At 72.7% G+C, this 13,754-nt stretch carries 15 protein-coding genes and 1 pseudogene; 9 read left to right on the top strand and 7 right to left on the bottom strand.

Annotated features, from left to right (window positions below):
• Positions 1-19 precede the first annotated feature (19 nt).
• From CO540_RS16995 to CO540_RS16975, 5 genes are all read left to right on the top strand, one after another.
• Positions 20-847: an ABC transporter permease gene (locus CO540_RS16995; protein ID WP_099162811.1), complete on the top strand. Its 828-nt coding sequence runs from the start codon at positions 20-22 to the stop codon at positions 845-847.
• On the top strand, positions 848-1,591 hold the full coding sequence (locus CO540_RS16990; protein WP_099162810.1) for an ABC transporter ATP-binding protein: 744 nt from the start codon (positions 848-850) through the stop codon (positions 1,589-1,591). It begins immediately after the preceding gene.
• Entirely contained in the window at positions 1,588-3,591 is a 2,004-nt protein-coding gene (locus CO540_RS16985; RefSeq protein ID WP_099162809.1) for a DUF5941 domain-containing protein, read from the top strand. Before CO540_RS16990 ends, CO540_RS16985 begins: the two co-directional genes overlap by 4 nt.
• A gap of 16 nt (positions 3,592-3,607) precedes the next feature.
• Positions 3,608-5,797, top strand: coding sequence for a bifunctional glycosyltransferase family 2 protein/CDP-glycerol:glycerophosphate glycerophosphotransferase (locus CO540_RS16980; protein ID WP_099162808.1), 2,190 nt, complete (start codon positions 3,608-3,610; stop codon positions 5,795-5,797).
• Positions 5,798-5,954: 157 nt separating this feature from the next.
• Positions 5,955-7,274, top strand: a complete 1,320-nt coding sequence (locus tag CO540_RS16975) for an ABC transporter ATP-binding protein (RefSeq protein ID WP_091584281.1) — start codon at positions 5,955-5,957, stop codon at positions 7,272-7,274.
• Between the two features lie 52 nt (positions 7,275-7,326).
• Here CO540_RS16975 and CO540_RS16970 read toward each other — a convergent pair whose 3' ends face one another.
• Positions 7,327-7,863: a TetR/AcrR family transcriptional regulator gene (locus CO540_RS16970; RefSeq protein WP_253865991.1), complete on the bottom strand. Its 537-nt coding sequence runs from the start codon at positions 7,861-7,863 to the stop codon at positions 7,327-7,329.
• 65 nt (positions 7,864-7,928) lie between these two features.
• Between CO540_RS16970 and CO540_RS16965 the strand changes: the two genes are divergently transcribed.
• A complete protein-coding gene (locus CO540_RS16965) occupies positions 7,929-8,336 on the top strand; it encodes a nuclear transport factor 2 family protein (protein WP_099162806.1) in 408 nt (135 codons plus the stop codon).
• A gap of 3 nt (positions 8,337-8,339) precedes the next feature.
• Here the strand turns inward: CO540_RS16965 and CO540_RS16960 are convergent, their stop codons facing one another.
• Positions 8,340-8,684, bottom strand: coding sequence for a hypothetical protein (locus CO540_RS16960; RefSeq protein ID WP_099162805.1), 345 nt, complete (start codon positions 8,682-8,684; stop codon positions 8,340-8,342).
• A gap of 155 nt (positions 8,685-8,839) precedes the next feature.
• Here CO540_RS16960 and CO540_RS16955 point away from each other — a divergent pair, with 155 nt between their 5' ends.
• Together CO540_RS16955 and CO540_RS16950 are read left to right on the top strand one after the other, a co-directional pair.
• Positions 8,840-9,640: a helix-turn-helix transcriptional regulator gene (locus CO540_RS16955; RefSeq protein WP_099164799.1), complete on the top strand. Its 801-nt coding sequence runs from the start codon at positions 8,840-8,842 to the stop codon at positions 9,638-9,640.
• Positions 9,631-9,819, top strand: a complete 189-nt coding sequence (locus tag CO540_RS16950; RefSeq protein ID WP_099162804.1) for a DUF397 domain-containing protein — start codon at positions 9,631-9,633, stop codon at positions 9,817-9,819. The genes CO540_RS16955 and CO540_RS16950 overlap by 10 nt, the downstream gene beginning before the upstream one ends.
• 76 nt (positions 9,820-9,895) lie before the next feature.
• On the opposite strand, the gene CO540_RS16945 is transcribed toward CO540_RS16950, so the two are convergent.
• From CO540_RS16945 to CO540_RS16935, 4 genes and pseudogenes are all read right to left on the bottom strand, one after another.
• Positions 9,896-10,225, bottom strand: coding sequence for a hypothetical protein (locus CO540_RS16945; protein WP_157779141.1), 330 nt, complete (start codon positions 10,223-10,225; stop codon positions 9,896-9,898).
• Positions 10,226-10,285: 60 nt separating this feature from the next.
• A complete protein-coding gene (locus CO540_RS30385) occupies positions 10,286-10,660 on the bottom strand; it encodes a nuclear transport factor 2 family protein (RefSeq protein ID WP_253866750.1) in 375 nt (124 codons plus the stop codon).
• Between the two features lie 51 nt (positions 10,661-10,711).
• Positions 10,712-11,377: pseudogene (locus CO540_RS30380) on the bottom strand (hypothetical protein); the annotation flags it as partial.
• An 81-nt stretch (positions 11,378-11,458) separates the two neighbouring features.
• On the bottom strand, positions 11,459-11,806 hold the full coding sequence (locus tag CO540_RS16935; RefSeq protein WP_099162801.1) for a hypothetical protein: 348 nt from the start codon (positions 11,804-11,806) through the stop codon (positions 11,459-11,461).
• 55 nt (positions 11,807-11,861) lie between these two features.
• On the opposite strand from CO540_RS16935, the gene CO540_RS16930 reads away from it, so the two are divergent.
• Positions 11,862-13,151, top strand: a complete 1,290-nt coding sequence (locus tag CO540_RS16930) for a hypothetical protein (protein ID WP_099162800.1) — start codon at positions 11,862-11,864, stop codon at positions 13,149-13,151.
• Here the strand turns inward: CO540_RS16930 and CO540_RS16925 are convergent.
• A complete protein-coding gene (locus CO540_RS16925; RefSeq protein ID WP_099162799.1) occupies positions 13,134-13,658 on the bottom strand; it encodes a hypothetical protein in 525 nt (174 codons plus the stop codon). The genes CO540_RS16930 and CO540_RS16925 overlap by 18 nt on opposite strands.
• Positions 13,659-13,754: the final 96 nt, after the last annotated feature.

Raw genomic sequence — 13,754 nt, 5'->3', positions numbered from 1 at the left:
ACGGCGCGACGATGGCCCGGTGACGTCCGCCGTCGCGGCGCTCTGGTCCGCCCGCACCTCGCTGCGCATCCTGGTCCGGCGGGATCTCGCGGTGAAGTACCAGCAGTCGCTGCTGGGCTACTTCTGGTCGCTGATCGAGCCGCTGGGCATGGGCCTGATCTACTGGTTCGTCTTCGGCGTGCTCTATTCCGGCGCCACCCGACGGCACCTGGGCGAGGCGGCCGGTTCGTACCCGCTGTTCCTGATCACCGGGATCTTCGCCTGGATGTGGGCCAGTTCGGCGCTGACCGAGGCGGCCAACGCGCTCACCGGGCAGTCCCGGCTGATCACCACGATGAACCTGCCCCGACCGATCTTCCCGATCGGGCGGGTCGCCGGCCGGTTCGCCGAGTATCTGGCCGGCCTGCCGATCCTGGTCGCCGTCGCGGCGCTCTACGCGGCCCACGGGAAGATCCGCCCGGGGTGGAACCTGCTCGCCCTGCCGCTGGCCGTCGCGGTGCAGTTCACGCTGCTGGTGGGCCTGGCCCTGCTGCTGTCGGCGGGCAACGTGCTGATGCGGGACATCGAGCGGACCATGCGGCTGGTGATCCGGGTGCTGTTCTACGCCACCCCGATCATCTATCCGCTGAACCTGGTCCGGGACTCCGGCATGCCGGGCTGGCTCAAGGTCGCGTACGAGCTGAACCCGCTGGTCGGGATCTTCCAGTTGCACCACGCGATCTGGTACCCGGACGAGTTCCCGGACGCCCGGCTGCTCACCGTCACGGTGGTGGGCAGCGGGCTCGTCCTGGTGCTCGGCTGGTGGGCGTTCCACCGCCTCGAACCGGCCGTGCTGAAGGAACTCTGAATGACGGCGATCATCGAGGCGGACTGCCTGGGCATCCGGTTCGTCCGCAACCGGCGCCGCCAACTGCGGCTGCGGGAGCTGATCGTGCACCGGGGCGCCCGCGACCCGGACGCCGGCCGGTTCTGGCCGCTGCGCGACCTGTCGTTCCGGGTCGAGCCGGGTGAGACGGTCGGCGTGGTGGGGCGCAACGGCACCGGCAAGAGCACGCTGCTGCGACTGATCGCCGGGGTGCTCATCCCGGACGAGGGCACGATCGCGGTGCGCGGCCGGGTGGCGCCGCTGCTGGAACTCTCCGCCGGCTTCTCCGGCGACCTGACCGGCCGGGAGAACCTCTACCTGGTGGGCGGGCTGCACGGGCTCTCCCCGGCCTACCTGCGGCAGCACTTCGACGAGATCGTCTCGTTCGCCGGTGAGCAGGTGGAACGCGCCATCGACACGTCGGTGCGGCACTACTCGTCCGGGATGAAGGTGCGGCTCGGTTTCGCGGTGATCGCGCACCTGCCGCACCCGGTGCTGTTGGTGGACGAGGTGACCGCGGTCGGGGACGCGGAGTTCCGCGCGAAGTGCTATGCGACCATCGAGCGACTTCTCGCGGAAGGGCGCACGCTGGTGCTGGTGTCACACAACGACAAGGACCTCACCCGGTTCTGCCGTCGGGGGCTCTACCTCGACGCCGGACGACTGATCGTCGACGGGACGATCGACGAGGCGCTGGCCGCCTACGCCGACGCGGCGCAGCGGTGACGCTCGCGATCGTGCTCGCCGCCGGACCGGCGGCGGGCCGCCCCACCGAGGACGGGGAACCGCCGGCCGACCGGCTGGCCGCGCAGTGGCGCCGGGCCGGGGCGGACGACGTGCGGATCGCCGCCGACCTGGCCGAGCTGGCCGACCTGGTGGCCGGCGCGACCGGCCCGGTGCTGGTCAGCGGCGTCGACCTGGTGGCGCACACGGCCGTACTGAAGCACCTCGCGACCAGCCCGGTCGGGCCGACGGTGGCGCTGGTGCTCACCGATCCGCCGGCGGCCGGGCAGGCGACGGTGCGCGAGGAGCGCGGGCAGGTGGTCGAGGCCGGCGCGGTCGCGGACGCGACCGGCGTGTTCGGCGGCGCGCTGCGGGTCGGCCCGGCCGACCTGCCGGCCCTCGCCGAGGCCGCCCGTCGGGCCGCGGGCGGCATCCCCGCTCCGGCGTCCGCGCCGGACCCGCGACCGACCGAAACGGCGTCCGCGCCCGGGGCCGGCGTCGCCGGGGGCGGGCCGCTCGCCGACCTGGACCGGCTGGTGGCCGACCTCGCCGCCCGGGGCACCCTGATCTTCGCCCACCGGGTACGCCTGCTCGTGGCGCACCGGGCCGGCGACGCGGCGCAGCGGCAGGCCGCCGAGGCGCAGGTGGCGGCGGTCGACGAGGACCGGGCCGAGCTGAAGCTGTCGGTGAAGGAGCGGGACGACTTCTTCACCACGTTCTTCGTCAGCACCTGGTCCCCGTACGTGACGAAGGCCGCCGCCCGGATCGGCATCGGCCCGACCGGCGTGACCATGGTGTCGGTGGCGTTCGCGGTGGCGGCGGCGGTGCTGTTCGGCGTCGGCGGCCGGCCCGCGCTGGTGGCCGGCGCGGTCCTGCTCTACCTGGGCTTCGTGCTCGACTGCGTGGACGGGCAGTTGGCCCGCTACACCCGGCACTTCAGCGCCTGGGGCGGCTGGCTGGACACCATGGCCGACCGGTTCAAGGAGTACGTGGTCTACGCCGGCCTCGGCTACGGGGCCACGCAGGCCGGGTTCCGGTACGGGTGGGCGCTGGCGCTGGCCGCGATGACGGTACAGACCGTGCGGCACATGACCGACACCTGGTACGGCGCGCTGCACGACGAGGCGGCGCGCCGGCCGAAGGTGGTGACCGGGGACGCGGGCGGCATCGGCGGGAAGCTGAACGCGGCGTCGACCCGGGTGCAGGCGGACACCGGCTCGGTCTCGTACTGGCTGAAGCGGACGGTGGTGTTTCCGATCGGCGAGCGGTGGGCGCTGATCGCGTTGGCCGCCGCGCTGTTCGGCCCGCTGGTGGCGCTCTGCGCGGTGCTGGTCTGGGGGACGCTGGCGTTCGCGTACACCGGGGCGTTGCGGACGCTGCGGGCGCGCTGGATGCGGGTGCCGGTGCTGACCACGGTCGACACCGGCCTGCACCGCGACGACGGCCTGCTGACCCGGACGCTGCCGGCCGCGCGCCGGCCGCTGCTGGTAGCGGTGGTGGCCGCGCTCGGTGCGGCGGCGCTGCTGGTCTGGGCGCTGTGGGCGGTGCACGGCGGGCGGGACCTGCCCGGCTGGGCGGCGGTCTTCGTTCTCGTGCTGCTGCTGGGCGCCGCGCAGGGCGCGCGGGCGCCGCACGCCGGGGCGCTGGACTGGCTGGTGCCGGCCGCGCTGCGGGCCGCCGAGTATCTCTTCGCCATCGCGGTCGGGGTGGCCGGGCGCGCGCCGGCCTGGCTGATCTTCGGGTACGTCCTGGTGCTCACGCTGCACCACTACGACCTGACCGCCCGGTTGGAGAAGCGGCAGTCGGCGCCGCCGCTGCATGCCGCCACGCTGGGCTGGGAGGGACGCTCACTGCTCCTGGGGATCGCGCTGATCGCCGGAATTGTGAGTATCGCTCTGGCTACACTCGGTACGTACCTTCTTGTGGTTTTCGTCGCGAGTGTGGTCCTCGCCTGGGTGGTCCTGCCGGCCCGTGCCCGTGGGGGTGTGCGCTCGCCGGGCTGACGGAGGGCGGGCCGGGATGACGCTGATCAGCTTCGTCGTGCCGGCCTACCGGGTGCAGGGCTACCTGCGGGAGTGTCTCGACTCGATCCTCGACCAGCCGTTCGGCGACCTCGAGGTGATCGGGGTGGACGACGCCTCCCCGGACGACAGCGGCGAGATCCTGGCCGAGTACGCGGCCCGCGACCCCCGGGTCCACCCGGTCCGATTGGCCGAGAACGTCGGGCTCGGTCCGGCCCGCAACATCGGGCTGGACCGGGCCGTCGGCGAGTACGTGTGGTTCGTCGACGGGGACGACTGGCTGGTGCCCGGTTGCCTGCCGCACGTCGCCGACCGGCTCCGCGACACTCGCCCGGACGTGCTGCTGGTGGACCACGTCCGGGCGCACTGGAACAACGTCGGCACCCGCAGCGCCATGCGCGACGTCTTCCCGGAGCCGCCCGGCGCGACCACGTTCGCGCTGCGGGACCGGCCGGAGACGTTGCGGCTGCTGCACACCGCCTGGAACCGCCTGGTCCGCCGGGAGTTCCTGGTCGAACGCGGGCTCCGCTTCGAGCCGGGCTGGTACGAGGACGTGTCGTTCAGCTATCCGGCGTTGATGGCCGCCGACCGGATCGGGGTGCTGGACCGGGTCTGCCTGAACTACCGGCAGCGCCGCACCGGGGCGATCACCCGGACCCGGGGCGACCGGCACTTCGAGGTGTTCGCCCAGTGGCACCGGGTGTTCCGGCTGATGGACCGGTGGGGGCCGGCGGTGGCCGGGCTGCGGCCGGCGATCTTCGAGCGGATGGTCTGGCACCACCTGACCGTGCTCGGCAACGGCGACCGGATCGCGCCCGAACTGCGGGCCCCGTTCTTCGCCCAGATGCACGCCGACTACGTCCGCTTCCGGCCGCCCGAGGGCTATCCGGTTCCGCCGGGCGTGGAGGGGCTCAAGCACCGCCTGGTGGCGGCCGGTCGGTGGCGGACGTTCAGCGCGTTGCGCGAGGCGCACCAGGCGGGGGAGGTCGCCCGGCGGACCGCCGTGGGAGCCCGCCGGCGGGTGGCGCCGGTGGTCCGGCGTACCGCCCGGCGGGCCCGGGACACCGCGTTGCGCGAGTACTACCGGGCCGAGCTGCGCCGGCCGATCGACCCGATGCTGGCGGTCTACGCGGCCTACTGGTACCGCGGTTACTCGTGCAACCCGGCCGCGGTCTACGAGGCCGCGCGACGGCTCGCGCCGCAGGTGCGCGGGGTGTGGATCGTGCGGCGGGACCGGGTGGCCGCGTTGCCGCCGGGGGTGGAGTACGTGGTCGCCGGGACGCGGGAGTACCACCGGGTGCTGGCCCGGGCGCACTGGCTGGTCAACAACGTCAACTTCCCGGACTTCGTCCGCAAGCGCCAGGGGTCGGTGCACGTGCAGACCCACCACGGCACGCCGGTCAAGGTGATGGGGCTGGACCAGCAGCGCTACCCGGTCGGCGCGATGGGGATGAACTTCGCCGGGCTGCTGCGCCGGGTGGACCGCTGGGACTACAGCATCACCTCGAACAGCTTCTCGACGCAGATGTGGGAGCGGGCGTACCCGGCGGACTACACCACGCTGGAGGTCGGCTACCCGCGCAACGACCGGCTGGTCCGGGCGACGCCCGAGGAGTGCCGCCGGGCCCGCGCCGCGCTCGGCCTGGGACCCGACGAGTACGTGGTGCTCTACGCGCCGACGCACCGCGAGCACCTGCCCGGCTGGCGGCCACCGTTCGACCCGGACCGGATGCGCGACGTGCTCGGCCCCGCCGGACGGCTGCTGATGCGCAGCCACTACTTCCACGACCGGGAGCGTCACCCGGGGGGACCGGCGGCGGACGGCGTGCTGGACGTGAGCGCCCACGACCGGGTGGAGGACCTCTATCTGGCCGCCGACGTGCTGGTCACCGACTACTCCTCGGCGATGTTCGACTATGGCGTGCTGGACCGGCCGATCGTGGTCTACGCCCCGGACTGGGACGCCTACCGGGTGGCCCGGGGCGTCTACTTCGACCTGCTCGCCGAGCCACCGGGTGCGGTGGCGGTGGACTTTCCCGGGCTGCTCGACGTGTTCCGCTCCGGCGCGATCGACGACGAGACGGCCCGGCGGGCGCGGGCGGCGTTCCGGGACCGGTTCTGCGCGCTCGACGACGGGCATGCCGCCGAGCGGGTGGTGCGGCGCGTCTTTCTCCACGAACCGGCGTGAAAAGCGGTTACTGGTCAGTCACTTAACTGTGAGGTCCGGCGAAGACCGCTTAATAGGACTGTCACGAGACGAACATGGCACGTTTACCCGATGTGCGGATCCGATGATCCTGGTCACAGTCATTGCCGGGTTCGGGCGAGCGACTGGGGAGGTGACGGTGACCACCGTCGCGCTCAAGGATGTCACCAAGGTGTTCCAGGACGGAACGATCGCGGTCGACACCATCAATCTGGACGTCAACGACGGCGAGTTCATGGTGCTGCTGGGCCCGTCGGGCTGCGGCAAGTCCACCGTGCTGCGGATGGTGGCCGGGCTGGAGGATCCCACCTCCGGCGCGGTCATGCTCGGTGGTGAACTCGCCAACGACCTGCCGCCGCGGGACCGGAAGATCGCCATGGTCTTCCAGGACTTCGCGCTCTATCCGCACATGACCGTCGGTGACAACATCGGCTTCCCGTTGCGGCTCTCCGGCGTCGAGCCCGGGCCGCGCGGCGAGCGGATCCAGGACGTGGCCGGCGCGCTGGGCATCGGCGACGTGCTCGCGCGCAAGCCCAGCCAGCTCTCCGGCGGCCAGCGGCAGCGGGTCGCCATGGGCCGGGCGATAGTGCGCCGCCCCGGCCTCTTCCTGATGGACGAACCGCTGTCCAACCTGGACAGCGGACTTCGCGCCGAACTGCGGGCGGAGATCTCCGGCCTCACCCGCGAGCTGGGCGTCACCACCATCTACGTCACCCACGACCAGGCCGAGGCGCTCACCATGGCCGACCGGGTCGCCATCATGCGCAAGGGCGTGCTCCAGGACGTGGGCACCCCCACCCAGGTGTACGGCCGGCCGGCCACGCTCTACGTCGCCGCCTTCCTGGGCAGCCCCCGGATGAACCTGCTGGAGGCGTCCGTCTACGTCCACCTCGACCGCTACGTCGCGCTGAACCTCGGTGAGCAGGCGCTCTACCTGCCCTGGGACGACATCCGCAGCCGGGCCGTGGCGCACTACCACGGCGAGCGGATCGTGGTCGGCATGCGGGCCGAGGCGCTCACCCCGGTCGCCCCGGACACCCCGGGCGACGTGCTGCACGGCCGGATCCGCTACCTGGAGCACCACGGCCACGAGTCGCTGGCCTTCCTCGACATCGGCGCCACCGCGATCGTGGTCGACGAGATGGGCACCCCGGTCGAGCGGGCCGCTCCCGGGCAGCGCAGCCTGCGCCGGTTCGGTCAGGTGATGCAGCGGCTGACCGGTCGCGCGGCGGAGTCCGCGCCCGCCGCGGCCCCCGCGCCCAACGGCGGTGGCGGTGGCAACCGCACCAGCGTGCTGCCCGACCCGGGCCGGCACCACCGCCGCCCGGCGGAGCTGGCGGTGCGGCTGGCGCCGTACCCGCAGGTGGCCTCCGGGCACCCGCTCGCGGTGCAGGTGCGGATGGACGCGCTGCACTTCTTCGACGAGCGCGGCGACCGCATCGACGTCGGCTGGCGCTGAGATGTAAGGAGGGGCCCCCTGTTAACGCATTCTGCATAGGAGGGGGCCCCTGTTAACACCCCTTCAGGCCGGCGAAGACAACAGTGAGTGTGCGGGCCTGCAGGTGGTCGTCCCACCCGCCGTGCAGGGCGCCCTGACACAGGCTGGCCAGCAGCGCCATCACCTCCGGCAGCCGGACCGACGCATCTACCGCCCCGGCGTCCTGGGCCTGGGTCAGCAGCCGCCCCACCGCGTCCGAGAGGTGGCCCACCGCGTCCGGAACCCGGATGTCGATCCCGGATCCGGCGAGCAGGTCGACGGCGGTCCTCTTCGCCGCGGCCTGAGCCACGACATGCCCGAAGAACGCGAAGAGGTCGCGTTCGCCGGCGTCCTCGACCAGCTGCGCGAGCAGCCGCTTCATGATCGCGGCAAGCAGGTCGTCCTTGGTGGGGAAGTGGCGGAAGACCGTGCCGATGGCGAGGCCGGCCCGCCGGGCGACCTCCTCGGTGGAGGCGCGCGTGCCGAACTCGGCGAAGACCGTCTCGGCGGCGTCGAGGATGCGTGCCCGGTTGCGCTGCGCGTCGGCGCGTAGCGGCGATCCCTCTATCAAAGTGAGTCCCCACTCATTATTGTCGGAGGCAAGTCGAGTCATCGCTCATTATTCAGGAGGCGGACATGACGCCCACCGAGATCTTCGACCGCATGCGCGCCCGGTGGCTCGCGAACCTGCCCACCTACGAGGCGGACTCCCTCGCCGACGACGTGGTGGTCGAGACGCCGTTCGCCGCACCCGGCCACCCGACGCGCACCGAGGGGAAGCAGCAGGTCCTCGACTGGACCCGAGCCGGTCGGGCGGAGTTCCCGGTCCGGTTCGACGACTGCCGCAACGTGGTCGTGCACGAGACCGTCGACCCCGACGTGATCGTGGTCGAATACGAGCTGGTCGGCACGCACACGACGACCGGGGTGACCGCTTCGGCGCCGTTCATCGGGGTGCTGCGGACGCGGGACGGCAAGCTCGCCCACTGGCGCGAGTACCAGCACACGCTCGCCATCGCGCAGGCCATGCTGCCTCCTCGATGACGCCTACCACCCGCCGGGTGGCGCGACGATCGGGCGGCGGTGCGGGCCCCAGGCGACGAACCGGGTGAACATCTCGGTCGGCGACGGCGCGTCGTCGGGATTGAGCCGGTAGAGGTCGCGCGTCGCCTCGTAGAGCAGCCCGCACAGGTAGATGGCCAGGCCGATCCGGTTGTCCTCGTACTCGTTCCTGAGCAGCAGGCGGGCCAGCGGGCACGGCCACGGCCGGCCGCAGGCCCGGCAGCACCACATCGGACGCAGCGGTGTGTGCGGGGTGGCGTGCAGGGGGTACGGGCGGGGGCGGTCCGCCGCCGGCCCGTCCGGTGGCTGCCCGAGCTGATGGCTGATCACGGGCGCTCCTCTCGGTAGCGGGAACCGGACGAGTTCGGCTCCACTGCGTGACAGTGTCGTCACCGCGTGGCTAGGGTCGGAAGGCGTTCCGCCCCCACCGTCCCGGCCGTCCGACCGGCCGACTTCCGTGTGCAGCCGTGTGCAGAGGTGTGCAGATGATCCGTGTGCCGTTGTGGGACCTCTTCGCCGGTGAGCTGCGGCGGCTACGCACGGATGCGGGGCTGACCCAGGAGGCGCTGGGCGAGCGGGTGAGCTATTCCGCCTCGCTGGTCGCGGCCGTCGAGCAGTGCCGCCGCGCGCCGCGCGCCGAGTTCACCGAGCGTTGCGACGAGGTGTTGAACGGCGGCGGCCTGCTGATCCGCATCCGGGACGCGCTGGTGCGGGAGGCGCTGATGCCGTGGTTCCGCGAGTGGGTGAGCATCGAGCAGGAGGCGTCCGCGCTGCGCAGCTTCCAACCGCTGGTGGTCCCGGGCCTGCTACAGACCGAGGAGTATGCCCGGGCACTGCACGAAGGTGCGAGCCCGCTTGTCGGCGAGGCGCTGGAACAGCAGGTGGCCGCTCGACTGGCTCGGCAGGCGGTGCTGGACCGGCCCGCGCCGCCGCAGTTCGTGGCGGTGCTCGACCACTCGGTCCTGGTCCGCCCGGTCGGCGGGCCGAAGGTGATGCGGGAGCAGCTGACGCATCTGGTCGAGATGGGCCGTCGACCGCGGATCCACCTGCACCTGGTGCCGGAGACCGTCGGGGCTTACCCGGGGTTGAACGGCGCGTTCGTGCTCGCCACCCCGGCGGACGGTGACGATGTGGGCTACCTCGACAACCAGTTGCACGGCACCATTGTGGAGCGGACAGCAGACGTAAACTCGCTGCGGCAGACCTGGGAGTCCGTCCGCGCGGAGGCGATGCCGCACGGGGCGACCCTGGCGGCGATCTCGGAGGCGGCGAAACGATGGAGCTGACCGGAGCGACCTGGCGGAAGAGCACCCGCAGCAGCGGCAACTCCGGTGACTGCGTCGAGGTGGCCGACAACGTGCCCGGCGTGGTCGGGGTCCGCGACAGCAAGGACCGGCAGGGGCCGGCGCTGACGTTCACGGCGGAGAGCTGGGCGGCGTTCGTCGCGCACACCAAGCGCGCCTGACCTGAGTCGCCGCCGCTGGGCGATCGGTGTCAGCCAGCCGGTCCCACCGGCGCGTGTTCGCGTGACCTGGCGACCCTCAGCACGAACCGATCCGCTCGATCGGAATCGTCATGCTCGCGCTCAGGACCATGGCGAGCACCGAGACCGCGAGCCACGGCCAGGGGTTCGGGAAGTGGCTCCACCTGCCGCCCCAGGCGAGCGCGATCGACAGGGCCGCCGCCAGCAGCATCACCACGCTGAGGAGGAAGAGGGCGATCCTCGCCTGTTGGAAGGAGTCCGCCGTGTCGTTCGGACACGGTGCGGTGGGTGCGAGGAACGGCAGGCAACTCAGACAGCCGAGCAGGGTGAGCAGTCCCGACAGCACGGTGACCACCGTCGCCGCCGTCGTGGCCACACGGGATCGCATGTCCCGGAGCGTAGGCAGCGAAGGTCTCGCGGGTGACACGACCGGGCAACGGTGCCGACCTCACCCGGCGTCGGTGGTCGTCCGTTCCGGCGCGAACGGCCACTCCTCGAAGGACCGGCACCGACCGTCCTCGGCGAACCGCATGATCCACAGGTCCCGCCACTCCTGGTCGGCGGGGTCGCCGTAGCGCACCTGCACCCGTGCCACCGCGGTGTCGCCGTCGACCGCGACGACCTCCGCGGTCATCTCGAAGACCTCGTCGGGTCCCTCGCGCTCGCTCTCCCACATCCGGGCGATGGCGGGAAGGCCGACGACCGGTTCCCGGTACGGCCCCTGCCGGTAGCTCGCATCGTCCGTGAAGATCGAGGCGAGCGCCGCCGATCCCGGCGTCCGCCACGCCCGCTCGTACGCCGCGATCCAGTCGGCCACCCGCATCCTGTCCATGGTCGTCAGCCTGCCACCCGAGGAGCGCGGGGCGGGGGAGGTTCGGGTCTGCCAGGCCGGCTGCCCGGGGTCGTCGTTGTGCACGACGACGTCGGCGTGCTCGGTCGGGCGGGCCCGGGCGACGTAGAGTCGCTGGGCGGGGAGGTAGCGCTCGCGCCACCGCCGTTCGACGTCGGCCCGGGTCGACACGTGGCGCTCCCGGACCACCGCACGGCCCACGGTCCGGTCGGGCGCGGTCGACACGAAGACGCGCAGCTCCCACCGGTCGATCAGTTCCGGCCGCAGGAGGAAGACGCCGTCGACGATCAGCACGGCGTCGGCGGGGGCGGTCATGACCGGCGGGGTGAGCACCGTGTCGGTGCGGTGGTCGTAGACCGCGTGCTGGAAGCGTCGATCCCCACCCGGGCCGAGCGGATCGAGCAGGACCCGGCGCAGCGACCTGTGGTCGTGGGTGTCGACGTAGCAGCCCTCGGCCGAGTACTCGCCGCGCCGGTAGCGCAGCGCCCTGGGGAAGAGGAAGTCGTCGACCGTGGCCCGGATGACGATCCGGCCCCGTGCGCGCAGGACCTCCGCCAGCTCGTCGGCGAGCGTGGTCTTGCCGGTGGCGGGCGGCCCGTCGACGGCGACCCGGACCGGGTGCGCGACGGTGATGGTTCCGACCGCGTCGGCCAGGCGGCCGAGCAGTTCCGTCCGGGTGCCTTCGGCCATGTCCGCCCCCGTCCCGGTCGCTGCGAGCCGTCGTGTCGAGTGGAGCCTGTGCGCGCCGGCCATGGCCCTCCCGCCGTGCGCTCACGCGTCCGGATCGTCGCACCGCACTGCGGCGCTGGCGAGTTCCCCGCTGCGTACGAGTTCCCGGATGGCCGCGGTCATGGTCGACACCCCCGGCTCCGGAACGATCAGCTGGTCGACGGCCCAGAAGTAGCTGCCGCCGGCGACCTCACCGGTCTCCCTCCACCTCGCGAGCAGGTGGTGGACCTCGGCGAGGGAGAAGACGGTCAGTGCCCACCGGGAGCCGTCCGGAAGGTCGACGAAGACGTCCACGTTGGCCACGGACTCCTCGGTCGTGTCGGGGCCGACGAGGAACCGCGCCACGAACGTCGGTTCGGTGACTGTCACGTACGGATCGTCGGCTCCCATGGCTGCCCATCATGCCGCAGCCGCGCTGGAGGCGTCGGGGGGAGAGAATGGCCGCGTGGAGCGAGCGGTGATCGACGCGGTGCGCAACGGCGACCTGGTCGCCGTCCGCCGGCACCTGTCGACGCTGCCCCGGGCGGCGCAGTGGGAGGACGCCGGCCGTGCGGTCGCCGCCGAGGTGGTCCGCCGGGGCGGTCCGGGGTTCGCCCAGCTGCTGTACGAGCACGGCGAGGTCGTACCCTGCGGCCCCTGGGGTGAGGTCGACCCGGTGGTGTGGGCGGCCGAGACCGGGGCGAGTGAGCTGCTGCGTCACCTGCTCGACCGCTACCCGGCCCCGGAGGCGACCCTGCGGGGTGCGCTCGACGCGGCCCGGGCCTGGCTCGGCGTCGACCCGGAGGCCGAGCTGCGTCGCCGGTGGGGCGCGTCGGACGACGAGGCCGTCATGGTGACCCGGGACCAGGTCTCGGTCGGTGAACACTCGCCCCGGGCCCTGCGGATCCGGCTGGCCCGTGCCGACGGCCGGTGGGTGGAGGTCCTCGCCGGGCACCGGGCCGTCGTCACCGTCGTCGAGGAACGGCTGGGCCTGCCCGTCTCCCGTGACGAACTGCTGGCGCGGGCTCTGTGGTCGGCGGACCCGGAGTCGTGCGACTGGCAGACGTCGCGCCACGCGGTGACGACCCGGTTCCCGCCGGAGGAGACGTTCCGGTGGGCGGCCGGACGACTGGACGACCCTGAGGTGGCGGTGCGTCTCTTCACCGCCGAACTGCTGCACCACTGCACGATCGACGGTGAGTCGCCCGGGACGCCGTACGCCGCGGATGCCCTGGAGGCGCTGTGGCGTCGGACGGCGGCCGAGACGGACACCGCGACGCTGTGCCACTTGCTGGGCGCCTACGCGGGTTTCCGGGAGATCGGCGCGGTCCTCGACGAGTTCCTCCCCTTCGTCCGGGACCCGCGCCCCGAGGTGCGCACCCGCGTGGCCGCGGACCTGCTCAACGGCGTCGGCGGGCCCGCCGACGACCCGCCGCCGCACGTCCTGGACGCGATGCTGGGGCTCGCCCGGGACCCGGACCCGACCGTTCGCCGGGTGGCGACGGCCCATCTCGTCCACTCCGCTGTCGACACGTCGGCACTGCGGGAGCTGTTCGCCGACCTGATAAGCGGCAACGACCGGGAGACCCAGGTGTACGGGGCGACCGGCCTGGCCCTGCGGGGTGACGCGCGGGCCCTCGCGGAGCTGCGCCGGATGGGCGACGAGGACGGTGACGAGTCGTTCGCCTGGGGGCAGTGGGATTCCGTGGAGCGGATGCTCGGGCGCCGCCAGGTCGGGTCAGGCCCGGCGGCGTAGTTCGCGGAGCACGCCGTGCCGGCGTAGCGCCCACGCCAGCCGCCGCGCGCTCGGGTGCCGGACGAACAGCACGGCCGCCCGGCGGATCAGGCCGAACCGGTTGTCGCTCACCTGGTCGTCGACCGCCCGCCAGATCAGCTCGCGCACGTCGGCGCTGTCCAGCACGGCCCGCACCTCGCGCCGTACCGCGGGGTCTTCCGCCGCCGACGTGACGGCGGTGACCCGGGCCGGCCGGTCGGCGATCGGCTCCACCGCCGCGGCGACGAGCGGCCGGCGTACGGTGTCCCGCTCCAGCAGCAGCAACACCGCCTCCCGGACCTCGGTGGTCTCCAGGCCGGAGCGCAGCAGGCCCAGCAGGCTCCGCTCGACCTCGCGGTCGCGGTCCGGGAGCGACAGCGCGGCCAGCAGGACGGTCACCTCGTCGAGGTCGACGAGGTGGCGCAGCCCGTCGCGGAACTCCGGCAGGGCCCAGGCCACCGTCAGCCCGCGTGCGAGATCGCGGTTCATGGGCGTCTGGCTACCCGGAGGCGGCGGTCGCCGAAACGCCGTGCGGGCATTGCCATGTTGGTTAACTGGTGTTCTACTGAACCATAACAATCTGAC

This window comes from Micromonospora sp. WMMA2032, assembly GCF_002688545.1.
Lineage (GTDB): Bacteria > Actinomycetota > Actinomycetes > Mycobacteriales > Micromonosporaceae > Micromonospora > Micromonospora sediminicola.
The sequence above is the reverse complement of the archived record's forward strand: the minus strand, read 5'-3'. Positions and strand labels throughout refer to the sequence as shown.